Origin of the sequence: Vibrio sp. SSH13-20 (genome assembly GCF_040104475.1) — a bacterium.
In the GTDB taxonomy this organism is placed as follows: domain Bacteria; phylum Pseudomonadota; class Gammaproteobacteria; order Enterobacterales; family Vibrionaceae; genus Vibrio; species Vibrio harveyi.
Map to the genome: position 1 here is coordinate 321953 of NZ_JBECOU010000007.1, position 23569 is coordinate 345521.

21 protein-coding genes and 1 tRNA gene are annotated in these 23569 nt (G+C 44.4%); 13 read left to right on the top strand and 9 right to left on the bottom strand.

Annotation, left to right across the window (positions count from 1 at the left end; genetic code table 11):
- Positions 1-169 precede the first annotated feature (169 nt).
- Entirely contained in the window at positions 170-574 is a 405-nt protein-coding gene (locus tag ABMY42_RS20460) for a hypothetical protein (RefSeq protein ID WP_041060632.1), read from the top strand.
- Between the two features lie 88 nt (positions 575-662).
- On the opposite strand, the gene ABMY42_RS20465 is transcribed toward ABMY42_RS20460, so the two are convergent.
- The 5 genes from ABMY42_RS20465 to ABMY42_RS20485 form a co-directional block, all read right to left on the bottom strand.
- Complete coding sequence (locus ABMY42_RS20465) at positions 663-1454, bottom strand: slipin family protein (protein ID WP_005435702.1); 792 nt, start codon at positions 1452-1454, stop codon at positions 663-665.
- A gap of 9 nt (positions 1455-1463) precedes the next feature.
- Positions 1464-2831, bottom strand: coding sequence for a nodulation protein NfeD (locus ABMY42_RS20470; RefSeq protein ID WP_281188032.1), 1368 nt, complete (start codon positions 2829-2831; stop codon positions 1464-1466).
- 666 nt (positions 2832-3497) lie between these two features.
- Positions 3498-5165, bottom strand: a complete 1668-nt coding sequence (locus ABMY42_RS20475; protein ID WP_349266718.1) for a response regulator — start codon at positions 5163-5165, stop codon at positions 3498-3500.
- A 58-nt stretch (positions 5166-5223) separates the two neighbouring features.
- The gene (locus tag ABMY42_RS20480) at positions 5224-6366 is read right to left on the bottom strand and encodes an EAL domain-containing response regulator (protein WP_017190715.1); all 1143 of its coding nucleotides are present in this window, start codon (positions 6364-6366) and stop codon (positions 5224-5226) included.
- Positions 6367-9969, bottom strand: coding sequence for a transporter substrate-binding domain-containing protein (locus ABMY42_RS20485; protein ID WP_349266719.1), 3603 nt, complete (start codon positions 9967-9969; stop codon positions 6367-6369).
- A gap of 259 nt (positions 9970-10228) precedes the next feature.
- On the opposite strand from ABMY42_RS20485, the gene ABMY42_RS20490 reads away from it, so the two are divergent.
- From ABMY42_RS20490 to ABMY42_RS20515, 6 genes are all read left to right on the top strand, one after another.
- Positions 10229-11206: a cytochrome c peroxidase gene (locus tag ABMY42_RS20490; protein ID WP_349266720.1), complete on the top strand. Its 978-nt coding sequence runs from the start codon at positions 10229-10231 to the stop codon at positions 11204-11206.
- A complete protein-coding gene (locus ABMY42_RS20495) occupies positions 11199-13559 on the top strand; it encodes an ATP-binding protein (protein ID WP_349266721.1) in 2361 nt (786 codons plus the stop codon). Before ABMY42_RS20490 ends, ABMY42_RS20495 begins: the two co-directional genes overlap by 8 nt.
- Positions 13560-13679: 120 nt before the next feature.
- Positions 13680-14147 (top strand): OsmC family protein, encoded by a 468-nt coding sequence (locus tag ABMY42_RS20500; RefSeq protein ID WP_349266722.1) that lies wholly within the window; start codon positions 13680-13682, stop codon positions 14145-14147.
- A 495-nt stretch (positions 14148-14642) separates the two neighbouring features.
- Complete coding sequence (locus ABMY42_RS20505; protein WP_349266723.1) at positions 14643-15653, top strand: DUF2804 domain-containing protein; 1011 nt, start codon at positions 14643-14645, stop codon at positions 15651-15653.
- Positions 15654-15662: 9 nt separating this feature from the next.
- Complete coding sequence (locus tag ABMY42_RS20510; protein WP_349266724.1) at positions 15663-16520, top strand: sterol desaturase family protein; 858 nt, start codon at positions 15663-15665, stop codon at positions 16518-16520.
- A 103-nt stretch (positions 16521-16623) separates the two neighbouring features.
- Complete coding sequence (locus tag ABMY42_RS20515) at positions 16624-17031, top strand: hypothetical protein (protein ID WP_349266725.1); 408 nt, start codon at positions 16624-16626, stop codon at positions 17029-17031.
- 182 nt (positions 17032-17213) lie between these two features.
- Here the strand turns inward: ABMY42_RS20515 and ABMY42_RS20520 are convergent.
- Positions 17214-17288, bottom strand: a tRNA-Gly gene (locus ABMY42_RS20520).
- A 325-nt stretch (positions 17289-17613) separates the two neighbouring features.
- Between ABMY42_RS20520 and ABMY42_RS20525 the strand changes: the two genes are divergently transcribed.
- From ABMY42_RS20525 to ABMY42_RS20535, 3 genes are all read left to right on the top strand, one after another.
- A complete protein-coding gene (locus tag ABMY42_RS20525) occupies positions 17614-18132 on the top strand; it encodes a DUF4136 domain-containing protein (RefSeq protein WP_005452270.1) in 519 nt (172 codons plus the stop codon).
- A 137-nt stretch (positions 18133-18269) separates the two neighbouring features.
- Entirely contained in the window at positions 18270-18677 is a 408-nt protein-coding gene (locus tag ABMY42_RS20530) for a hypothetical protein (RefSeq protein ID WP_069687680.1), read from the top strand.
- 50 nt (positions 18678-18727) lie between these two features.
- A complete protein-coding gene (locus tag ABMY42_RS20535; protein WP_005435728.1) occupies positions 18728-19405 on the top strand; it encodes a VTT domain-containing protein in 678 nt (225 codons plus the stop codon).
- Between the two features lie 85 nt (positions 19406-19490).
- Here ABMY42_RS20535 and ABMY42_RS20540 read toward each other — a convergent pair whose 3' ends face one another.
- The 3 genes from ABMY42_RS20540 to ABMY42_RS20550 all read right to left on the bottom strand — a co-directional run bounded on the left by ABMY42_RS20540 (position 19491) and on the right by ABMY42_RS20550 (position 21162).
- Positions 19491-19808: a hypothetical protein gene (locus ABMY42_RS20540; RefSeq protein WP_005452266.1), complete on the bottom strand. Its 318-nt coding sequence runs from the start codon at positions 19806-19808 to the stop codon at positions 19491-19493.
- 82 nt (positions 19809-19890) lie between these two features.
- Positions 19891-20310, bottom strand: a complete 420-nt coding sequence (locus ABMY42_RS20545) for a hypothetical protein (protein ID WP_349266731.1) — start codon at positions 20308-20310, stop codon at positions 19891-19893.
- Positions 20311-20520: 210 nt separating this feature from the next.
- Positions 20521-21162: a murein L,D-transpeptidase catalytic domain family protein gene (locus ABMY42_RS20550; RefSeq protein ID WP_005452264.1), complete on the bottom strand. Its 642-nt coding sequence runs from the start codon at positions 21160-21162 to the stop codon at positions 20521-20523.
- 574 nt (positions 21163-21736) lie between these two features.
- On the opposite strand from ABMY42_RS20550, the gene ABMY42_RS20555 reads away from it, so the two are divergent.
- The 3 genes from ABMY42_RS20555 to ABMY42_RS20565 all read left to right on the top strand — a co-directional run bounded on the left by ABMY42_RS20555 (position 21737) and on the right by ABMY42_RS20565 (position 23561).
- Positions 21737-22174, top strand: a complete 438-nt coding sequence (locus ABMY42_RS20555; RefSeq protein WP_045490919.1) for an NUDIX domain-containing protein — start codon at positions 21737-21739, stop codon at positions 22172-22174.
- A gap of 466 nt (positions 22175-22640) precedes the next feature.
- Positions 22641-23339, top strand: coding sequence for an aspartate/glutamate racemase family protein (locus tag ABMY42_RS20560; protein WP_074051375.1), 699 nt, complete (start codon positions 22641-22643; stop codon positions 23337-23339).
- 48 nt (positions 23340-23387) lie between these two features.
- A complete protein-coding gene (locus ABMY42_RS20565; RefSeq protein WP_009696122.1) occupies positions 23388-23561 on the top strand; it encodes a hypothetical protein in 174 nt (57 codons plus the stop codon).
- The last annotated feature ends 8 nt before the right edge of the window (positions 23562-23569 follow it).

Genomic DNA, 23569 nt, shown 5'->3' on the forward strand with positions numbered 1-23569 from the left:
TTTAAATCACTTTCTATTTTTTATTGAAAATCGAATTTGAATGCCTATAAGGCAGGTTGGAATTCTCCGTACGCCGACGTTCAGAAACCGCAGAAAACACCAACGAGCTTGGTAGGATTATCAAATTACATTCATAATGAAAATAGATAAGTTGGCTAGAGGCTAGGCTATGAACGTAATCGAGGTATTTAACGACAGCTACGAACGCTGCGTAATCCATGAGGACTTCTTTGATTTGTTCTATGAGAACTTTTGGTCGAAAGGTGAAAACTTCAGACAAAAGTTCGATGGCGTGGACATGAAAAAGCAAATCCGGATGCTTAAAGGATCTATTGTGTTTGTGATGATGGCAGACACCTCTGTAGATGCTCGAGATATGATGCGGAAATACGGCAATAAGCACGGACATAATAATATCGGCGTCGCCCCTGAAGACATCGATGTCTGGTTTGAAAGCCTGTTAGAAACCGTCGCCCAATGTGATCCTGACTTTGATGAAAGGGTCGAGTACGCGTGGCGCCACTGCTTTGAGACTGGATTGGCAATTATGAAGAAAGAGTGCACCGACGCCTGAGTTCAACCAATGGTGAATTCGTAAAGGGAGTAGCAAACGACTACTCCCTTTTTCGTTTTTCTACTTCTCTCTTCAATGACTACAAAGCTTACTCTTTCCCTTCTTCCGATTCTCCCTGATTTTTCTTCACTGCTTTGGCGATATCGGAGACTGCTTCGACGAGATTAATCGGCATCGGGAAAATGATGGTCGATGTCTTGTCTGTGGTGATTTCAGTGAGCGTCTGCATGTATCGAAGCTGCAACGCGTTAGGTGCTTCGTTGAGCATTTCTGCCGCTTCTTTTAGCTTGTTGGAAGCTTCCAACTCACCAGTTGCGTGGATGATCTTCGCACGGCGGTTACGCTCTGCTTCGGCTTGGCGGGCAAGGGCGCGCACCATGCTGTCGTTAAGGTCGACGTGTTTCACCTCAACCGTTGCGATCTTGATACCCCAATCGTCAGTTTGCTGGTCGAGAATGGATTGCAGGTCTTTATTGAGGCGTTCACGTTCAGAAAGCAACTCATCCAATTCATGCTGACCAAGTACAGAACGTAACGTTGTCTGTGCTAACTGGCTGGTGGCATCGCTGTAGCTTTCGATGTTGTTGATCGCCATTTGTGGGTCGACAACTCGGAAGTAAACCACGGCGTTGACTCTGACTGATACGTTGTCACGGGTGATCAAATCTTGAGTCGGAACATCTAATACGATGGTACGTAAGTCGACACGAACCATTTGTTGAATGAAAGGAATTAAGATGATCAAGCCCGGTCCTTTTACTTCTTGGAAGCGACCTAGGAAGAACACCACGCCACGCTCGTACTCACGCAGCACCTTGAACATTTGCGTTGCCAGTGCAACCAATAAAACAATGATAACGGCAACAGTGTAAAGCATCATAAGCGCCTCCTATTCCTTAGGGCGGTCACTGGGTTTCACGGTTAAGGTCAACCCTTTTATGGTTACCACGGTGACGTGGTCTCCTTGTTTGAGCTGTGCGTCAGCTTTGGCTTGCCACAAAGCACCATCCAGTTGAACAAGCCCAGTTCCATCGACAAAATCATCGCTCACAACAGCGAGTTTGCCCGGGTAGGTTTCGAGTCCGGTGGTGGCTTTTTTACTGCGAATTTTAAGAAGCAAGCCAACGGTAATAACGATTAAGCCAGCAGAGAAAACAGCGATACCAATGATTAATGGCAGAGCGATTTGGAAGCCGGGGATGTCGCTGTCCATCAGGAAGATGGAGCCGAGAACAAACGCAACGACGCCACCTAAGCCGAGTATGCCAAAGCTCGGGTTAAAGGCTTCAGCAATCATCAGAGCAATACCGAGCAGTAGTAACCCTAAACCAACGTAATTCACAGGCATCATTTGTAGGGCATACATGGCGAGTAACAAACATATCCCACCGAGCACACCTGGTAAGCCGATGCCAGGGTTGTAGAACTCTAATAACAGACCGTAAATACCAATCAGCATCAGGATATAAGCCACGTTAGGATTGGTGATCACCGCCAACATCTCGGCACGCCAGTCGGGGACGCGCTCGACCCACGTTGGGTTATCTAACGTCAGCTTATATGGCTTGCCGTTGAGTTTGACTTCGATGCCATTAATCGTTGAAACCAAATCTTCCGGTGAGTTGGCTATGAAGTCGATGACGTTGAGTTCTAATGCTTCGGTGGCGTCCAAACTAGCCGCCATGCTGACCGCTTTTTCTGCCCACTCGGCGTTTCTATCGTGCAAACGCGCTAAGCCTTTGATGTACGCTTTGGCATCATTAATGACTTTCTTTTCCATTGCGGTTTTGGCAGGGACTTCGTCCGAGGCTTGTTCTGTGGATTCCGGTTGCGAATCTGTTGAATCTTTACCTTCGTCTGAAGACGGCTGTTGTGGTGCGCCACCCAAGGCAACGGGAGTCGCGGCTCCTAAATTAGTGGCTTCTGCCATCGCGGCAACATGACTAGCCAGCAGAATGTAGGTGCCAGCGCTGGCTGCCCGAGAGCCTGACGGACCAACCCAAGTAGCAATGGGTACGGAAGAGGTTGTGATGGCGTGAATGATGTCCCTCATTGAGCTATCAAGTCCGCCGGGGGTATCCATTTTTAGTATGACGAGGTCGACGCCGTTTTGCTGAGCCTCTTCAATCTCTCGCGACAGATAATCGCTCAGGGCAGGACCAATCGCACCTTTGACAGGCAATACCCAAACGGTGCTCGCTAGCGCTTGGCTTGCAAACACGAGTAGGGGAAGAAGCCACAATCGTATCTGTTTCATACAGCCCTCCTTGTGTTACCACTGGGACTTATTGAAAACGCTATTTAAAGTATATACCCAAGTGACTTCAAGATGCAGGATTCAGAGCGTTGTCATTGATTCGAGAGCAAGGAAAACAACGCGGTGTAATAGCTAGCTCTTTCCAAGTTGTTTGACGCAGCAATCGGGTCAATGACACGCTCCCAAAAGGCGAGCTGCCTTGGCTTGTATACTTTGTTGTCGATTCTTGATTTAGACCCACTAAACCTTTAAATCGCCGCCGCGTCTACAAACCAAGTCAGTCTCGCTGAACCTAGCATCTCGAGGTTACTTGGGTATAGATACGAGTAGGCGGGAGAATGGATTTATCCGTCGCCTCCAAATGTATAAGCAAATGTACAAGGGTGAGGCTTAAGCTGTGATACACACTTTCTCACGTAATCTGGGTTTTCATGCGTTGTGGTTCGTAAGAAAACCAGTAAACTGCGAGGAATCAACGACACTCAAACAAGAAGATAAGTGGGAAGTTATGATGTTAATTGCGATTCGATTGGTGAAGCTTGCCGTTATCTGTGCAGTGTTCTTCACTATCTACGATTTGATTGCGTTCGGTGAGGTGACTTGGATTAATCGTTTCTTCAACCTGTAATCCGAAATGAAAGGGGCAATCGTGCCCCTTTTTGCTACCTAGTTTGCCAGTTCTGGTTGCGTAGGTGGGGTGTTCACCACAGACATCTGTTGACATCGATCTTGAGCCAGAAAAAGAAACTTGTCGTAGCCGCTTTTCTCAAGCTCTTCACTAGAAACCAATTGTTTCACAATGTTATCGCAGCGCTTAATTAGCAGTTCGACCTCTAATGACGATTTGTTGCTCGGAAAAGCACGTGTTAGCACTTTGATGATGTTAATACACACGGTTCTTAGCAGCGGACAACGAGCCTGAAGCTCAATTAAGGCATCGATCAAAGCTTGGTAATCTTGTTCAGCAGCACGAATCTTCTTGTACTGTTCTTGCATCCAAGCTTGGCGCTCCGCGTTGTCGGTTTCTAAAGAGCGACCAAGGGCAATTTTACTCGATAGAATCGTATCGCTTGAGTCGGTTTGTAGGTTTTCAAAACACCAAGTTATGGCTTGAGAAAACTCAGATTCGAAGTTCATCTCATGCAATAACCAAGCGAGATGAAACTGCGCATAAAAGTGAGCGAAAGGCTTACGGCGATACAAATCACTGAGCACTTTAAACGCGGCAACGTACTGGTTTTCCTCAATCGCAATGTGCGCGGCAATTAAATCCAATTCGTCCTTAATTGCTTTGTTTTCAGGTCCGCTTGTGATCGACTTAAACAAGTTTTTCGCCTGAGCCAGCAAATCCTCACGACCTTCTAATTTTCGCACGCAGTAAAGCAAATTGCGGATCAAATTTAGCTTAGAGAAGGTGTTGTTGCGATAGGTATCTTTGTTGATATCCATGTACGCATGATAGTGTTGCAATGCTGAATGGTAATCGTGCTCTGCAAGGCACAAGTTTACAATCACCAGTTCACGTTCTGAATTTCCTTCAACCAAGCTGTTTGCTAGCTCCAAGTGTTTGATAGCTAGCGGCACTTCGCGGTTCAGCATATTGAAGTTCGCGGCACATTCACGTACTTCTACGTTGTTCGGAGACTCTTCTAGCAGAGTACGCACTAAGCGATGCGCTTCGTCGTTTTCACCCAGAGAAACCAATGTGTTCGCCAAGCCGATTTTTGCCCAGTTAACGTCTTTGCGTTCAATGACTTGTTCGTAGACGATTTTGGCTTCGTGATGCAACTTTAGGCGCGTTAAGAAATCAGCGCGGAACTTCTCAATGATGAAAAAATACTCGGGATGAAAAGGCATCAGCTCTTCACATGCTTCTAAACCGGCGTGAGAGTCGTTGTTGAGTTCTGCTTGATAGATAGCCTGCAACACGTTCTTGCGTTTCACCGCTGCTGAGATGCGTTCTCGCAACGTAATGGAATTAAAAGGCTTGAGTAGGTACTCGTCTGGTTTTAGCTCGATAATAGCGCGTACGATGGTCGCAGAGCTTTCACCGGTCACTAGAATAAACACCGTGTCATGGTTGAGTAATTTGAGATGTTTTAGTTCTTCAAACAGCTGCTTGCCATTCATACCTCGACCGAAGTTATAGTCACAAATGATCAGATCGATACGCTCTTGGTGAGCAATGGAAACCGCCCCCTTGGCTAAGCGAGCGGTGAAGATGCGTTTGTCAGAAAAGCCAAGCTTGGTCAGCATGTTACGTAATGTCAGTACCACGATAGGTGCATCGTCGACGATTAACACATTGTACTGTGAGAAAGATTTGGTATTCATTTCAAAGAGACTCATCATATGAACCATGTGACCGCGAATGAACAGCCACTGGCTAGAATTAGATCAAAGCTTCCAACTGCTCAAAGGGAATAGGGCGACAGCGAACAAATCCTTGGTACAGTTCCACACCAAGTTCGCGCAAATAACTCAACGTTTCAGTGTCTTCCACACCCTCTGCCACTGACTTAAGCCCCAAAGACTTAGCTAGATGTAGGCTCGATATGGTGATCTGCTGGCTTTTGAAGTTCGTCAACGCATCTTTGATGAACTGGCGGTCAATTTTCAACTCGGTGTATGGCAGTGTCGCCAGTTGACTGAGTGATGAGTAACCCGTACCAAAATCGTCAATCGCTAAGCCAACGCCTGTTAAACGTAAGTTAGCGAGATTCGCCAAGGACGTGACGCTGCAGTCGTATACTTCGTCCTCGGTGAGTTCAAGCGTGATGCGTTCAGGTGCGATTTGGTATTGATCGCACAACGCAAACAAGCGAGCACTCATAGGTTGCTTGAGTGTTTTTTGATTCATGTTTACCGATAAATTGATATTTACCTTCAGTTGAGACATGTCTTGCAGCGCGTTCTCTAATACAATCCAGAACAGCTTATCTAACTCGTTACGAGCCTGAATCTCAGTAATAAACTGTGCGGGTGCAATAATGCCGTGTTGTGGATGTCGACAACGCACCAATGCTTCGACGCCGATCAGGCGGTTATCTTTCGCGGAGTATTGAGGTTGGTAATAGTTGAGAAACCAACCTTGCTCAAAAGCAGTGCTAATTTCATCCCTACCTATCAAAATGGGCAAGGACACCACTTGTTCTTCCAATGTGTATTGTTTGAACTCATTAAAGATCTGATTCAACTGCTGATGAGAGATCGGCTTAGTTAACGCTCGAACAAAGCCATAACCCGCAGACAAACACATGTTGTAGGTGATTTCGACCACATCTTGGCTCATTGCACTTAAAATCACGACACCTTTAGGGCGAGCGCTTTCTGCCAGGTTGGACAGCAGGTTCACCCCGTTAATGTCTGGCAAATCAATATCGCAGAACATCAGATCGACAGGCTGAGTCTCGCAAATGGTCGCGACTTCAGCACCTCGATGGACGATAGTAATCGTGCCCTCAAACAGACGATTGAGCAAAATCTTAAGATTAGTTGCTTGTAATCGATCGTCTTCAACAATCAAAATATTCAATTAATTGCTCTCACTCATTTCCAGCCACTGTTGTGTGGTACTGACTATGGTTTCTAATTCGTTAATAAGCGCGGTGCGAGCCTGAGTTTCTTGCTCACTGCCTACTGAAGACTCACATTGCATTGCCACATATCCAAGCTGGACTAAGTTGAGGGCGGCGGCTGATCCTTTGATGCGGTGCGCGATGGACTTGAGGCTTTCTTCTCCAGACTGAATCAACGCAATATCGTTGCTCAAAGCCTCACAAATCACCTGTGCCATTTCGAGCTTTTCTTCGTAGCTGTAGTCTTCAAGCCAGCCTTCTTGACGCTCACTGTTAAACGCTCTCGATAAGTATTGCTCGCATAAGGCTTGTAGATCGCCCAAGTTGTATGGCTTAAACAGTACTGCTTCCATGCCATTGTGTTCCGCTTTTTCAATCACATTACGTGAGTTTTCTGCGGTACACGCTACAACGGGAATAGAGGCAAACTTACTATCTGCTTTGAGTACTTTAGTCAGTTGGTAGCCGTCCATATCAGGCATGTGGCAGTCAGTAATCACCAAACTAAAAGAGGTGATCGTATTGTCGCTTTGCGCTTGTTCTAACACCTCAATGGCTTCGATGCCACTGGCTGCAAGCTGGCAATTAACCCCCAGTTTTTCAAACTGACGCTTAAATAGCAGTCGATTGATAGCATCATCATCGACGACCAATACGCGACCATCCCAATGATACGCTTCTGTTAGTTCCAAAGGGCTTTGCGTGGTCGTATTACGGTTCAATTTCTGCAAAATCAAATCGGGATACACATTAGAGTAATGCGGATCTACCTCGACAACATGATGCTTGCTCTCAAATTCATCTAGCGTGACTTGCCATGTATTCAGCCAACGCTGGACTTGGTTGCTTTCTGTATAAACCGGAACCAAAGCAGTCAAATCAAGCGGTTGACTGGTCATCGGAAGTTGCACCTTGATGGTTGTGCCTTGCTCTTTTTGGCTTTCAACCTCAATGCTACCCTCCATGATGTCGACCAAGCTTTTGACGATAGACATACCAAGTCCAGTTCCCCCAAAGCGGCGACTGATACTTTTATCCCCTTGAACAAAAGGTTGGAAAAGAGCAGCCAATTGCGCCGTGCTCATGCCGCATCCGGTGTCTTGTACACTAAATTCAAGCTGATTTTTGCTGACATGGACGCTTACAATGACTTTACCGTGTTCGGTGAACTTAACGGCATTGCTCAATAAGTTATTGATGATCTGGTTGACTCGCAACCAATCAAGAACCACCAACGCATGTGGCGTCGGAGTCCAGTTCAACTCAAACGTTAACGATTTTTGCTCTATGGCTTTCTCAAAGCTTCTTAGTGTTGAACCAAGCTCTTGATAAACATTGCCTGCATGAACATCCAACTGAAGCTGGTTCGCATCAATCTTCGAAAAATCTAGAATGTCATTGACGTGCAGCTGTAATCGCTCTGCAGATTGCATTGCGCTTTTTAGCAGCTCTTTGCTTTCTGAACGTTCTAAATCTTGTTCTAACAACTCCATTAAGCCCAACATTGCAGCGATTGGGGTGCGGAGTTCGTGACTAACCACGGCTAGAAAATGCTCGCGAGCCTCGATCGCTTGCATTGCCTTTAAGTTGGATGCTTTCAGTGCGGTTTCTTTCTGTTTAAGTTCACTGATGTCATCAAATACCGTCATGCAATATTGAGCCCCTTCTTCCGGGTGGAGTAGGGTCTGCTTACGAACGCGGTAGTGTTTGTCTCCCAAAGAGCATAAAGACGTTTCTGAGCTTTCTGAATCTGTGTTTACGCACTCTCGGGTCAACTTGAGCACTTGCTCTCGTTCATCATCTGGAATGCTCTTATCGACATTGCAGCGCGAAAGCATGTTAATAAACGGCTTGTTTGCCAGAATCTGCTTGTTATTGTCATCCGATATCAGAATTTTATTGGGCAGTTGATCCAGTACGGACGACAACCACTTGTTTTGCTTTTGGCGAATCTGAGTTTCGTATTCCTTGCGTTTGATGGTTCGAGTCAGATGTCCGGTTCTAACGATGTAAATCAGTACTGCAACCAACAAAAGGCAGATGCCACCCAACGCCCAAATGACGACGGTTTCTTTGTCGACACCGTATTGCACCGTTACTTTATTGTGGCGATCCATTAACTGTTTTAGTTCAGCGTCGGTCGTGATCTTAAGTACCGTGTTTAGTACTCTGCGCAGAAACTCCGAGTCTTTTCTTAACTCCATACCCAATTTGATTTTCAACTGCATATCGTTGGGTGGTGTCGCTGGCTTAAACTTTACCCCTTGACCACCGTAGTAATGATTGTCAATCAGGCTTTGGTTGACGAATGCGTGAGAAATGTCGCCGTCTTCAAACGCTTTCATCAAACAGTCAAACTCTCTATAAACCGCAGCAAACTCATATTCTGGATGCTCGAGAAAATGAGGGTAAAAGTTCCCTGAACGATCCAGAATTGCGACGGATTTCTTCGCTCGTTCGTTGAGTGACTCAATAAAACCATATTGAAGGAACCCAAGTGTGCGAGTGGTAATAAAGCGCTTTTTATCTGTTAGGTTGATGTTTCTTGCAGGCAGCAAATCGACCATCTTTTCTTGAAGCATCAAATCCACATCACGCCCATTCGTTGGCACGTATTCGAATTTGATCATGCTCTTTTGTTCCATAAGCTTTAATAAGTCATGGACATAGCCTTTTAGTTCACCTGTTTCTCGGTCGAGGTAAGACAATGGGTATACGTTATCTTGAATCGTATAACGAACTGTTTTGTGCCCTTGTTGCTGCTTCAAAATATCCAACATCAACTCGTTGTGAAGAATGTTGATGTTGGCTTCAATGTGTAAACGACTATGTTTAGACTCTTTCGAGTGCTTAATGTACTTGTCGATGATGCTCATCAGCTTTGGTGAGTTCTTGCCAGTAAACACCGTGACCTCTCCCGGTTTAAGAGATCGGTTGTAAACCACCTTACCAACAAGTTCGCCATTCGGATTTTTAAAACCGTAAGAACTCAGTGTAGAGAGACCCACGACAGCAGCATCAGCAGCGCCACTGTTGAGTGATGCTGTCATCATTAAGTTGTTCTTAACCGCATGAACGTGTTTGAACCCCAGAGCGTGAACTTGGTCGCACGCGCTGGAATCTTTAACACAAACCCATTTCAGCTCATCAAGAGGTTTGTCTGCGAGGCTGTCATCTCGAAGCCATATCAGTCTTAGCGTATTGAAAATAGGTTGAGAATACAGAAAGCGTTGCGCACGTTTTTGAGTCGCAACAAAGCCGACAGTTAAGTCGATTTCGCCGCTTTCCAAGCCATCAAATAAAGTGTTGAGGCTTTTATATGGCACGTACTCAGCACCAACATGCAAGTCGTGCAGCATGGATTCCGCGTATTCGATGTTGATGCCTTCTTTTGATGCTAGGTCTCCCCAATAGGGTAGCCAGTCACCTTCGAGAACACCGACTTTTAGTGATTCTTTGTTATTTAGAAATTCTCTCTCTTCAAAGCTCAGAAAGTCTTGAGCAAAGGCGTTGAATGAAAGAGTAGTAAGTAATGCGGTGATGAAAGCGAAAAGTTTCACTAGGTTCAAATTTCCAGCCAAGGACGGAATCCAAAAAAGGGGGCGGAATCGTATAGCTTTTCGCCACTTTCCGCCAATCAAGGATGTTTGTCCTGTCGACAAGTTCCGCTTGATATTAAAGAGGGGGATTTGTGCAAACTTGCGCACGATTAATCAATAAGTTATGGGAGGGTGCTCAATATCCATACGGGCAGTAATGGAAAAAAAGTCAAAAGCAACTAAGTTCATATTAAGAGGTTAGGTAGGGATACCCAGAACGATGAACAAAAGGCTTACCACAAAAGGGTTATATGGATGTTTGATGATAGGTTTTTGCGCTTTCGCTATTGCCGGTACTACGCATGATGACGAAGTGAATTTTCAGTTGGTGCAACCAATTGATGGCAAACCTACGATCGACATGGATCTAGCTCGAGTTGGTTGGCACTTGTTCCGAGACCCAAAGCTTTCATCTAATGGCACGATCAGTTGTGAGACTTGCCATGATCTCTCGACGAATGGTGCAGAATTGACGCCTGTTTCTACTGGGGTGCATGGCGTTGGCTCTCGCAATTCAATCTCCGTTTTTAATGCCGCCTTAAATTATCGATTTCTATGGGATGGTACAGCAAACTCGCTAATGGCTCAGATCGATGGTCCAGTTCAAAACCCATTGGAGATGGACTCTAATTGGGAAGAGATAGAAAAATATGTTCAGACCAACCCGTCATATCAGGCGCTTTTTAAGCAAGCGGATAACCGAAGTATTGATGTGAACAACATTAAGCGTGCAATTGTGGAGTTTGTTAAAGGGCTCCAGACACCAAGTTCTCCATTTGATGCTTATTTGCTTGGTGAGACAGATGCTATGAATGAACAGGCAATACGAGGCTGGGAGACTTTTCAGCAAGTGGGTTGTGTTCAATGTCATCAAGGACGAAATATTGGCGGGGCGATGATTCAACGGTTTGGCTATTTTCAAGTACCTGATGACAACCTCGACACAGGACGGCATTTAAGAACCTCTGATGGAGAGGACAAGTTCTACTTTCGAGTGGCAAGCTTACGGAATGTAGGACAAACCAGCCCTTACTTTCACAATGGGCAAATTGATAAGTTATCGGATGCCATACAAATCATGTCGCAGACTCAATTGGGTGTAACGATGAGCGACGATAACGTGGCAGATATCGAAGCCTTCCTTAAGACCTTGAGCGCCCCAAGACCTGCAATTTTGGAGGTGTTTGAAAATGAATAAATTCCGTTTAGTGAACGCCGCCTTATTCGTCGTTATTGCCGTAATGGCGGTGTTAGCGTGCATGAGCCATGTGAATTCAAAAAATACTCAAGGGTTGCACGCATCGCTTTCTGAAATTGGTCACCATTTGATAGAAGCCCGAGACAGAGTCGTCAATCGCTATTCAATGGAAGAGAGAAAAACGTACGAAATTACCGAAAGTTTGGTTGAGCTTGAACTTGCCGCCGAGAATCTATGTACGGTTTTCAAACAGTCAATTTGGTTTGAATTTACGCCTACGAAAAATCGTGTAAAAAATATCGTAGCTCAATTTGATGGTAAGGTTCGCGATGCGACGCAAACCCTGGACATGTTAATTGGTGTTCAAGTTGCAAACCAGTACGAGTCACTCACTCTACACAATATTTATCAACGTCAGTTTGCGGCGCAAAATGATGACTCTTGGTTAGAGAAGCACTATTTTAACTTTCTAACCAATGCCGCATTACAAGGCGATAATCCTCAAAGTCAAAACATCTCATTGTTCTTGAATCGACTGCGCCAAAGTGAGCGAAAGATAGAGTTGCTTACTAACAAGATTTTAGAAAGCCATTATTTTGAGTTTGTTGAGTATTCTGAACACCAGTTACTTGAGATCGCACAGCGTGAAGCTCGACTCACATGGGTGTTTGTTCTTTTGTCCATCATCTTATTGGTAACCGTATTTGTGCTGCAAACTCAACATCGTGTGAATAAGCTCAAACATCTCAATGACGAATTAACTGAAGCGACAGAAAAGGCGGAACGTGCGGCAAAAGCCAAGTCACAATTCTTAGCAACCATGAGCCATGAGTTAAGAACGCCAATGAATGGTGTATTGGGCATTTCGCAAATCATCGCCAGCGAAACTCAAGAAAAGACAACCAAAGAGCATGTAAAAGTGATCTTGGATTCTGGTCAACACCTCATGACGATTCTCAATGACATTTTGGACTTTTCTAAAGTTGAAGAGAACAAGTTGGAACTAGAAGCCGCGCCATTCAATTTACCTCAAGTGCTAACCCCGGTTTGTAGTGCGATTCAGCCTTTAATCGAAGAGAAAAACATTCAGCTTTACGTCGAGAACGAAGTGCCAGAAAACATCGAGTTTAACGGTGACTGCGCGCGTATTCGACAGATCTTGTTCAATCTCGCAGGCAATGCCGTGAAGTTTACGGGTGATGGGCATGTATTGATCCGCGCTGAGCTTGATGAACAGAGAAAACGTCTTCTCCTCTCGGTGAACGACACTGGTATTGGTATTCCGGAAGATAAACAAGGTCGCATTTTTAACTCGTTCGAACAGGCTGATACCTCTACCACGCGTAAGTTTGGAGGTACAGGGCTTGGTCTCGCGATTGTCAAAAAGCTCACTGAATTGATGAGTGGAGAGATTAAGCTCAAGAGTGTTGAGAGCATTGGGACTCAGTTTTTAGTGGATCTTCCTATCCCTTGGGTAGAGAAAGAACAGCCGGCAATGCCAAACACCAAAGCTGAGCAACAGCAGGAGAATAAACGCAATCTGCACATTCTCCTTGCCGAAGACAACCGTGTGAATGCGATTGTAGCGAAAGGTTTCTGTGAAAAGTTAGGGCATACGGTCGAGATTGCTGAGAATGGTTTGATTGCGACTAAGAAAGCACAAGAGAACCAATATGACTTGATACTGATGGACAATCACATGCCGGAGATGAACGGGGTTGAGGCGACGCGATTTATCCGAGAGAAGCTTGGTGTGAAGACCTTATTGTTTGCTTACACCGCCGATGTGTTTAGAGAAGCGCACGATAACTTTATCGACGCGGGTGCTGACCATGTACTGACCAAACCATTACAGCGAGAGAGCTTTGCTGATGCGCTCAAGCAGTTCGCCTCTCGTTTACCTGTGCAAAATGACGTATCGGATCAAGCTGAAAACGTGGTTGAGTTACATCGTGAACCAATTGAGAGGCTGAGACTGACAGAAGAAGAGCTGACTCATTCTGAGACGGTAGAAATGCTCAAAGAGGAGCCTGATGCACTGTTAGATCTGCTTGAAAGCATAGTGAATGATTTCGAAAAATCGGTTGATGAGTTGATTGAGTATTTCATGGTAGAAGACTTATCGTCACTTTACAGCACCTTGCACACCACCAAAGGGATGGCGTTGAATCTTGGGTTAGACACACTGGCGAATCAGGCGCTAGAAATCGAAACTCAAGTTAAGAACAAGCAGATTCCTGATATTGAACAATTGCAAAAGTTGATCAACCGACTGCAAGTTAATATTCATCAAGGGCAGCGTTTGATTGATCGTTGCCGAAAACAACAAACAGATTCAAACCAAGTGATTTGATCGCTCTATACCCGCATTTTCTGCCTTGTGAGTGGGAGTAAGCCCTAGGTTGTGGTCTACTTAGCTCTCTTTTGAAATCATCTCCTTTTGGAGTGCGCAACGACAGGGCAGGGAATTGCAATGAGTCAACATACCGCAGTGATTAAATGGCAACGTCAAACCGACGAAATTTTCAGTGATAATCAATACAGCCGAGCGCACGTTTGGCAGTTTGATGGTGGGCTTTGTGTTCCTGCTTCGCCATCTCCTCATGTTGTTCCATTGCCTTTATCTGTAGCTGAGAATGTGGACCCAGAAGAAGCGTTTATTGCGGCACTTTCAAGCTGTCATATGCTGGTCTTTCTCTCTATTGCTGCTAAACGCCGTTATGTGATCGACTCCTACGTAGATGAAGCGGTGGGCAAACTTACAACGGGAGAAAATGGTAAAGAGTGGGTTTCAAAAGTGACACTTAGACCAAACATTGTCTTTTCAGGAGACAAACAGCCGACACGTGAACAGTTAGAAAAAATGCATCATATGGCACATGAAAACTGCTTTATCGCTAACTCTGTAAAGACCGACGTCGTGACAGAGTTATTGGATTAGGAGAATGAGCCATTAAAAGCGTTAGTGAGGTGAAGCTTTCATAATCTTGCTTGTTGTGTAACCTAAGTTATACCCAAGTGACTTCAAGATGCAGGATTCAGAGTGTTGTCATTGATTCGAGAGCAAGGAAAACAACGCAGTGTAATAGCCAGCTCTTTCCAAGTTGTTTGACGCAGCAATCGGGTCAATGACACGCTCCCAAAGGGCGAGCTGCCTTGGCTTGTATACTTTGTTGCCGATTCTTGATTTAGACCCACTAAACCTTTAAATCGCCGCCGCGTCTACAAACCAAGTCAGTCTCGCTGAACCTAGCATCTCGAGGTTACTTGGGTATAAAGCTCTAATTAACCGTTTAATAGTTTGAATATGGGTGACTGGTTTCACATTTTGGTTCATTTTAAGTCGGTATGTGAATCAATGTTGTGCAGTGGCGCAAACTGTTTGTTGTTAAATTAATGTTAATATCGAATGGTGTGTCATTGATTAATAGCGAGCATGGATGTGCAAACGCCTTTGAATCCCTTTATTCAAGCGAATGGATTACCTCAATTTGGTCATTTAGCATCGGTTCCCGAATCGCTTCAGTTGGATGCGTTTCAGTATCTTAATGAGATGGACCAGCCTGCATCGAGTTGGCGAAAGCGATTCGACTATAAGCAGTTCCAGTTCGTCTCGATCGTGACAGAGAAACACATCATTGGTGTTGCGATTGCTGATATTCGCTATTTGGCGTCTGGCTTTTGCTATGTGTTTGATATCGAAACTCATGAACTTGTTGCGCAGCAATGGCTAAAGCCGCTCAATATGGGCTATCAAACACAACCTTCTAGTTGGAACAGCCAAGCCTATCTCGCCAGTGACACCATCCAGTTCAACATTGAAAATGGACTCTGGCACATACAGCTTTCAACAGACCTTATTCAAGCTGACTTAAGGTTAACGCCTGAGCTAGAAAGTTTGCCTTTGATGCTCTGCACGCCAACAGCATATTCGGGCTGGACTTACACTCAAAAACACAACGCGCTCGCTATACAAGGTCAAATGAGTGTGAAAGGGCAGCCACAAGATCTCACCAATGCAGTCGCTGGGTATGATTTCTCTGCTGGTTACATGCGCAGAGAGACCAGTTGGCGATGGGCGAGCATCAATCACCAAAGGGAAGGCAAACGGATAGGACTGAACCTTGCGGCTGGTGTGAATGAAACTGGGTATTGTGAAAACGTCATTTGGATTGATGGCGAACGCCACTTGATGCCGCCTGTACAGTTCGAGTTTTCTCGCATGCATCAAGAAGCGTCATGGCGAATTACCTCACAAGACAAGCGCATCGACTTGATCTTCAAGCCTAAAAATCAACGATCAGAGAAAAAGAACTTCTGGTTTTTGAAGAGTAACTTTCGTCAGTTTGTCGGTTACTTTTCTGGTTATTTGATTGATGACAATGGCATTAAACATGAACTCGATGAGGTGATGGGACTCACCGAAGATCATTACGCGAAATGGTAGGAACGGACTATGGAATGGTCACAGATTACGGAACATCCTGATTTATTGTTGATGTTGCTCGCGCCAATATTCTTTCTTTGTATTGCGGCAGAATATTGGTTTGGGCAACGTGGTGGTCGATTACCTGAGAGTGCGCGATATTACTTGCCAGAAGTCGTGTGTAACTTTGTATTGGCTGGGCTTCATCAAGCTACAGATATCTTAACAGGACTGCTGATCGCTAAACTGTATTTGTGGTGGTTTGGTTGGCGCTTGTTTGATATCGAGATGACGGTTTCTACCTTCCTGTTACTCATGGTCTTGCAAGATTTCTTCTATTATTGGTTCCACCGAGCAAGCCATCGTATCCGTTGGATGTGGGCAGCGCATGTGGTGCACCACAGTTCAGAGCGTATGAACTTCAGTACCGCATTTCGCCAAAGCCTAATGTACCCACTAGCGGGTATGTGGTTATTCTGGTTGCCACTGGTCATTATTGGATTTGATCCTAAATGGGTGGTGTTTGTTGTACTGCTCAATCTTGGTCTGCAATTCTTTGTTCATACTCAGTCGATTCGATCCCTTGGTCCTTTGGAGTGGGTCTTCAATACACCATCCCATCACCGAGTTCATCATGGTGTGAATCGTCAATACATTGATAAAAATTACGCTGGTGTGCTGATTATCTGGGATCGTATGTTTGGAACATTCGAGCCTGAAGTAGAAACCGTCCGTTATGGCATCTCAAAGCCCGTTAACAACTTTAATCCTATTACCGTGACGTTTGCAGAATGGAAAGACATGTTCAAAGAGGTGACCCGTCCCAATTTGTCTTGGCGTCAGCGCTGGCGGTGCTTGTTTGCTCCACCGTCCGATACAATTGAGTAACTGTTCTGAATGATTAACTAAACGCCATACCATTAATGCTTGACAGTGTTCGGTGATGTTGTTTTAATGCGTACGGTGTTTTGTAAGTTTTAAGGAACGGACGATGACATTTAATCGAGTTTTCTCAATTGTAACGATGACCGCCGCTATGCTCAGCTCTGGGTACGCATACGCAGCACCTGCTTTTAGTGCAGATCAGTTGTGTAAAGCAGGGTTGGCACTGGCTATTGATAAGCAGCCTCGCGGGATTAAATTAGCGGGAACATCGGGTCAACGTATTTTGCTGGCTTTGAAAAATGGCAAAAACGATTGGGATTACCGCTGCACGGTGAATCGTCAGAATCGTACGTTAAAGATTGATGCTAGGGACTTGAAGCGAAATGATAAATATCTTGCTCAAGCCATACGTTATCGCATCAATGAAGGGAAGCGATCGGTTGAGGTCACCATGAAGAAACGCGCTGGTGGCGGGCTGAAAAACGACACGTTCACGACACTTCAGTTGGATTAACCCCAAAGATATGGGGAACACAATAACGAAGACGCGCCCCTGCACTCTGCAGGGGCTTTTTTATGCCTGCAGTTAGAGGTAGCAAATACAGAGATCGATTACAGCCACAGCATGATAGCAATGAAGTACGAGTTTAAAGGGTATTTTAGAGAACTGATAAAAAAGTTAGCTTAGGGAAAGCTTGGAGCGGGCAGCGGGAATCGAACCCGCATCATCAGCTTGGAAGGCTGAGGTAATAGCCATTATACGATGCCCGCGCATCGATAGGACTCATTCAATATGCCAGATTGAGTGCAAAAGAAAAGTCTTTTTTGCTCAATAAGTTGCTTAGTGAGTAAATAAATACCGATTCGTTCAAAAAGCACACAGTACTGTTAGCAATATGTCGCTCTGAATACGATTTCACTCTCTTTCTCAACCAGTGTTTTACTCTGTTCTTAGTCTCTATTACGTCTTGAATTTGAACACTTGGCATTCATGGTCAAGACTAAATGTTGAAATGATTCAATATTTTCTCAGGTTCGTAAGATTAAACACCACAACTTGCCGAGAGACCGGCGCGATAGAGAGAGGAGAAAGAGTATGTGGAAAGGTTTATTGGCAACGTTGTTTGCTATCTCGGTGGTTGCTTGTACCACGGTAACCACTGATGTTGACAAGCAAGCGGATTTCTCATCCTACAAGACGTTTGATTTTGGTGAACAATCAGACACCCCAACCAGTTTGGATGCTCGTCGCATTGAGCAAGGGTTAGCAGCTCAACTGGAATCAAAAGGAATGTCGCGCGTGAAAAGCGGCGGTGATCTGTATGTGCACCACGACATTATCAAAGAATCGGAGATCGTATCTTCTGGTTCAAGTTTTAGTGTCGGTTACGGTTGGAACAGTTTTGGTGTGGTGACGTCCAGTCCTGAGCGTTACAAAGAGAAGAAGTACGGCAAATTGGTCGTTGAGCTTGTCGATACTAAAGCCAATCAAGTGGTGTGGAAGGGGGTTTCTAGCCGTAAGCTCACCGAGTCAATGAGTACTGAAAAGCGCGAAGAGTTGATCTCGGAAGAAGTCACGAAAATGTTTGAAAACTACCCGTATGGTAAAGAGTAAATTGAAGGTTAAATCATCGCCTGATCGCGCCAACAATCATTTGCAAAACGCTCTTTTTATTATCGATTAAGAATTTGAATTGCAAATTTGCACGCACGGAGTTACAACAGCGTATCGTTGTGGTTTAGGTGAATTCTGTGCGTGCTTACTTAGTCTCTGTATTAGGACTCTTTGTTGCGCTGATGGCTTTTGGGTTGAGTCAGGCTTCACCGTCACCAAAAATCTCCTACGCCGTCAGTTACACCTCTTCATTGATTAATGGTGAGGCGCATCTAGAGAAAGCACCGTTTTCTCCTTCACGTAAAGTCGCTGTGAGTTTATTCAGCCGCAATGCACTCCGCGTCAACCATTCCAATACGTCGCCAGATTCGGATGATTTCGATGTGCTGCCTGCACGTTGGCTAAATGACGTGCAGGATTTCAACAAACGCGAGTTTACTGACGTAGCGTTGCCTGTCATTCAAATTTTTTATTCGCACTCCAAATATCGGCTGGGGGCAGGGCAAGAGTCCAACCTGATCTATCGCTTTATTCATGCACGGTAATTCCTATTCATTAATTTTCGAAGTTTGATTGTGATGTTTAGGAGTTTGTTATGTTTGATTCAATTACGCAGGTGCTGTTTGCTTTGTGGCACCAGGATTTTACTGCACTGATGGCACCCGGTAGTGCAGGACTTATCTACTTTGTTGTGGGTGCGCTTATTTTTCTTGAGAGTGGTTTTATTCCTGCGGCGCCTTTCCCTTGTGACAGTGTTGTTGTGCTTTCTGGTACTTTAGCGGCGGTGGGTGTATTGGACCCAGTGATGATCATGTTAGTGATCGTAGTGAGTGCGGCAATGGGAAGCTGGGCTGCTTACCTACAAGGCAAATGGTTAAACCGTTTACCAAAGGTGCAGGGTTGGGTAAATGCAGTTCCTGCAAAACGCTTGGAGCAAGTTGACATGCTACTTGGTAAGCATGGCTTGATTGCATTGTTTTGTGCGCGCTTTATTCCGGTTGTGCGTTCTTTGCTGCCTTTAATGATGGGTTTGCGCGTTAATCGCGTGAGTAAGTTCCATTACTTCGCATGGTTGAGTGCGATTCTATGGACGCTGCTGCTGTGTGGTTTAGGCTTATTATTGCCTCTACTGCCAGAGAAGCTTAACAAGATTGTGACCATGGGATTGATGGCTGCACCGGTGATTACCCTGACCATTGCCATTATGAGCTTTGTATTGGTGAAGGTGCGTAAGGCTTGGAGTAAATCGAAAACCACGCCGCAATTGCCATAGTCTTATAAACCTGAAGCTCGAAAAGCAAAAAAGGCGCGATGATCGCGCCTTTTTGGTTCTCTACGTAAATTGAAATGAGCTGGAATCAGTAACCATTGTTATAAAGGTATTCGCCTGCTTCTTTGCACTCAGTTTTGTAGAGCTGTTCCATCTTGGTTTCATCCATGCCTTTTGCTTTGAATTCGGTCTCTGCCGAAGAAAGCTGGCTGAATGTGTACCCACGTTCTGCCATTAAGTAATGACGAAACATTGCACGGTGTTCAGGAACCGCAGTTCGGGCGTTAGAAGCATTGGCACACTCCATCAGAGCGCTGTTGCTCATTTCTTCTGGTTTTGCTGCGTGCGTAGTTGTTGTGAATAAAGTAATAAGCGCCAAAGTGGCAATAGTCGCGATTTTTTTCATAATCAGGATCTCGAGTTAATTCGGTGTTCAGATGAGATCATCCATGGCTGGTACTGACGGTTTCCATATTGTGTCAGTACAGTCAATGTGCGAGCCAAGCGTCGCGACTGTGTGCAAACACGTACAGTAAATTGGCTTGCTTCCATCTAGCTAGATGATACGAGCGACGGTATGCAAATACATCGGCAGCATCGGGTAATGGCGTTGCTTTGAGCGCTATGTCCAACAGTGATGGAGACAAAAACGCGACTAACAGGTGATAGTCGGGCGTTATATTTAGTGGTAAATCACCATCGTTACCGGATGTACGGCGACAAGGGAGTAAACCAAGCAAATCACGTTTTAGGTGACGAAAGTAACCGTCTGGACTCCAAGAGTCGCGAGTATTCCATGCACGATAAGGCGCTTTTATTGCGTGATAATCGTATTGAGTGAGCTTATAAAGCTTTTCTGAATGCGTGTAGTGGAATTCTGAGGATGGCTGATTTTGCGCTGCAAGCATTTGCCCTGAGAACAGGGAGAGTGACAACAAAAGCAAAAGGCGAAATACGTGAACCAAAACTAACCCTAAAACACTATGGAATCGATATTCGTTTGCTGCCTGAAGGTGGCGCTTGCGTATACTAACGACTTGCTGAAAGGATGAACAGTTTTTTGTCGCATTAAAAAAGGGAGCGTATCAGCTCCCTTTTCAACATTAGGTCAAGAAACCTCAAGCGCTAGCGTAGATAACACTGCCACCTTTAATGGTGTCGATGATTTCTCGTGATAGCTTCTGTGGCAGAGCGGGGCAACCCCAACTGCGACCAAGATAACCATTCTTCTTAATAAAAGAAGGATTCGCGTAGTCTGCACCATGAACCACGATGTAACGCTCTCGTGCTTTATCGTTAACGCCGGATGTCAGTCCATCCAAGCGAAGTGAATAACCGTTAGAACCATAGTATGTGGTATCGGTTAAGAATGTTCCTAGAGAAGTTTTACGAGAGTTCACAACATTAGAAAACTTCGTTGCGGTCTTCTTGCCGCTGTTTACGCCGTGAGAGACATAAGTATTAAAAATGAGCTTCTTCTTGTCCAAGTCGACCACATAAAAGCGTTTTTCAGTAGATGGTTTACTGTAATCGATGATAGTCAAAAGTGGCTTTTTGCGGTCTGAGGTTTTCTTATAAGCTAAGAACGCATCATTGAATAAACTGAAGTCAATGACGCCTTCCAACTTGGCTTCTTTATATGTCTTTTCAACAAGTTGTTTAGTGGCTTTCGTTTCTGTCGCTTTGCCTGAATGATGAGCAAAGGCAAAAGGAGAAACTGCCAGCGATGTCCATATCAATAATAAAAATAGCTTTTTCATTTGTACTAAATAAAACTCTTGGTGCAACAAATTTAGCGATTGCTTCGTGCAGTCGTTAATACAGCATGTTCATCAATTTAACTCTATTCCCAATGTTGCTTATTATGCGTAGTGACGCCTATTACTCAAATATTTTTAGTATTTGGTAAAGACTATCCAACTAACTTACTGAATTTAATCAATATTGAGAGGTTAATTGATGACTTTAAAAATCTTCAGAACAAATACTAGCCGATTTGGCTAATTAATAAAACTGTGTTTACCAATATTTACTGAGATGGATACTCAATAAAACATTGTTTAATTATACTTTTAATAAAAATATTGTTTGAATTCAATGAACTTATTTCTAACTGGTCATTCGGCGAAAAGTTTTTAGACTGTGATCCTAGTCGTAACAAATCATGACTGAATAAAGGTGAATGTATTGATAGCTACTATGGGTTGCGGAGCATATTCAACCAAACGGCCAGCTAGATTGTTGTATATCGTCAACTTATCCGTGTTCACTGTTCACATCATCCAAACTTTTTATGTTAGCGTGCTATAAAACTGTTAGCAGAAGGCATTGAAGATGGAAGTTTATGAGTGTGTCTCATTTATCCTAGTTAAGGATGATGAAGTGTTATTAGAAACAAGATCGAAGGACAAGGACTCTGACCCAGGTATGATCGCGATACCCGGTGGGCACATGGAACAAGGCGAAAGTCAGTCCATGACATTGCTGAGAGAATTAGACGAGGAACTAAACATCAGACCGCAAAGGTGCGGGTATTTGTGTTCTTTATATCACCCAACCACCGAACTTCAATTGCTTCATTATTATGTAGTCACTGATTGGGTGGGAGATATTCAGAGCCTAGAAGCAGAATCTGTCAACTGGTATCCAATAATAAATGCGCCTGTTGCTACAGAAGTGGATCGCATAGCTTTAAGTGAATATCAAAGATTAAAGCATGTATTAAAATCGGTATTTAATGATGACTTCTCAATAAATAATGTTTGTGGATAATCATAATATTTTTAATTAATGATTAAATGACGAGTACATTTGAAATAAAGTTTTTCTGATAAATAGTTTAAATGAATTGTATACCCAAGTGATTTCAAGATGCAGGATTCTGAGCGTTGTCATTGATTCGAGTTCAAGGAAAACAACACCGCGTAATAGCCAGCTCTTTCCAAGTTGTTTGACGCAGCCATTGGTTTAATTAAAAAAGCGAGGCAATGACACGCTCCCGAAGGGCACTCTTTGCAAATAGTAAGGGTCTTGGCTTGTATACTTTGTTGCCGATTCTTGATTTAGAGTGACTAGATCTTTAAATCGTCGCCGCGTCTACAAACCAAGTCATTCTCGCTGAACCTAGCATCTCGAGGTTACTTGGGTATAAAACATTGATCAAAAATAAACTTTTCTCTCAGTAAGTTATGCTAGTTTCTGTAAAAGTTGAACAAAAGCTAAATATACAAGGAAGAAAATGAAAACGATAGGTCTGATTGGTGGCATGTCATGGGAGTCTACCGCAAACTATTACCAAATTATTAACCGAGAAGTGAAAGCGCGCTTAGGTGGTTTGCATTCAGGTAAAGTCTGCTTGTACAGCGTCGATTTCGCCGAAATTGAAACGCTGCAACACCAAGGCCGTTGGGATGATACTGCAATCATTCTCGCGCAGGCAGCAAAATCAGTGGAAGCGGGCGGTGCAGATTTTATTTTGATTTGTACAAACACGATGCACAAAGTCGCAGACCAAATTCAGCAGGCTGTTAATGTACCGCTTGTTCATATTGCCGATGCGACCGCAGAGCAGCTGGTGGTGGATGGCATTAAGAAGGTTGGTTTACTTGGTACGCGTTTTACCATGGAACAAGACTTCTATAAGCAACGACTTATCGATAAATTTGGTGTTGATGTCGTCGTACCCAGTTCAGATGACCAGACGATTGTTCATGACGTTATCTACAACGAATTGTGTAAAGGCGAAGTGCATGATGATTCGCGCCAACACTACCTTACTATTATTGAGAAACTCGTGGAACAGGGGGCTGAAGCAGTCATTCTGGGTTGTACTGAAATCGCGATGTTAGTTGAATCTCAGCACACTGACGTCAAGCTTTATGACACAACTGAAATCCACGCGAAAGCAGCGGTAGAAAAAGCCCTCGACTCAAAGTGAGACTTCGCTTAACAGGCTTAATCAGATCAACGAACTCAAGGAAGAGTGATGAACTATCGATGCGGGCAATGCCGCCAGTTTACTCGTCAAAAAGGTAGCGCAGATATTTGCGGTGCATGGGGGCATCCCACTGATGCAAAACGTCCAGCGTGTGACTATTTTATGCCAACCGTTAGCGCAAAAGAGCGTGTCGCTTCTTCAATGAAAACCAAAAATGGCTAAGTCTTTCT

What these genes read in the sequence shown, in the direction of transcription:
- ABMY42_RS20510 (WP_349266724.1), top strand. Translation starts at nt 15,663, where the DNA reads ATGGAATGGTCACAGATTACGGAACATCCTGATTTATTGTTGATGTTG.
- ABMY42_RS20475 (WP_349266718.1), bottom strand. Translation starts at nt 5,165, where the DNA reads ATGAATACCAAATCTTTCTCACAGTACAATGTGTTAATCGTCGACGAT.
- ABMY42_RS20545 (WP_349266731.1), bottom strand. Translation starts at nt 20,310, where the DNA reads ATGCTTGCAGCGCAAAATCAGCCATCCTCAGAATTCCACTACACGCAT.
- ABMY42_RS20495 (WP_349266721.1), top strand. Translation starts at nt 11,199, where the DNA reads ATGAATAAATTCCGTTTAGTGAACGCCGCCTTATTCGTCGTTATTGCC.
- ABMY42_RS20535 (WP_005435728.1), top strand. Translation starts at nt 18,728, where the DNA reads ATGTTTGATTCAATTACGCAGGTGCTGTTTGCTTTGTGGCACCAGGAT.
- ABMY42_RS20525 (WP_005452270.1), top strand. Translation starts at nt 17,614, where the DNA reads ATGTGGAAAGGTTTATTGGCAACGTTGTTTGCTATCTCGGTGGTTGCT.
- ABMY42_RS20470 (WP_281188032.1), bottom strand. Translation starts at nt 2,831, where the DNA reads ATGAAACAGATACGATTGTGGCTTCTTCCCCTACTCGTGTTTGCAAGC.
- ABMY42_RS20505 (WP_349266723.1), top strand. Translation starts at nt 14,643, where the DNA reads ATGGATGTGCAAACGCCTTTGAATCCCTTTATTCAAGCGAATGGATTA.
- ABMY42_RS20490 (WP_349266720.1), top strand. Translation starts at nt 10,229, where the DNA reads ATGAACAAAAGGCTTACCACAAAAGGGTTATATGGATGTTTGATGATA.
- ABMY42_RS20550 (WP_005452264.1), bottom strand. Translation starts at nt 21,162, where the DNA reads ATGAAAAAGCTATTTTTATTATTGATATGGACATCGCTGGCAGTTTCT.
- ABMY42_RS20460 (WP_041060632.1), top strand. Translation starts at nt 170, where the DNA reads ATGAACGTAATCGAGGTATTTAACGACAGCTACGAACGCTGCGTAATC.
- ABMY42_RS20560 (WP_074051375.1), top strand. Translation starts at nt 22,641, where the DNA reads ATGAAAACGATAGGTCTGATTGGTGGCATGTCATGGGAGTCTACCGCA.
- ABMY42_RS20515 (WP_349266725.1), top strand. Translation starts at nt 16,624, where the DNA reads ATGACATTTAATCGAGTTTTCTCAATTGTAACGATGACCGCCGCTATG.
- ABMY42_RS20465 (WP_005435702.1), bottom strand. Translation starts at nt 1,454, where the DNA reads ATGATGCTTTACACTGTTGCCGTTATCATTGTTTTATTGGTTGCACTG.
- ABMY42_RS20555 (WP_045490919.1), top strand. Translation starts at nt 21,737, where the DNA reads ATGGAAGTTTATGAGTGTGTCTCATTTATCCTAGTTAAGGATGATGAA.
- ABMY42_RS20500 (WP_349266722.1), top strand. Translation starts at nt 13,680, where the DNA reads ATGAGTCAACATACCGCAGTGATTAAATGGCAACGTCAAACCGACGAA.
- ABMY42_RS20565 (WP_009696122.1), top strand. Translation starts at nt 23,388, where the DNA reads ATGAACTATCGATGCGGGCAATGCCGCCAGTTTACTCGTCAAAAAGGT.
- ABMY42_RS20540 (WP_005452266.1), bottom strand. Translation starts at nt 19,808, where the DNA reads ATGAAAAAAATCGCGACTATTGCCACTTTGGCGCTTATTACTTTATTC.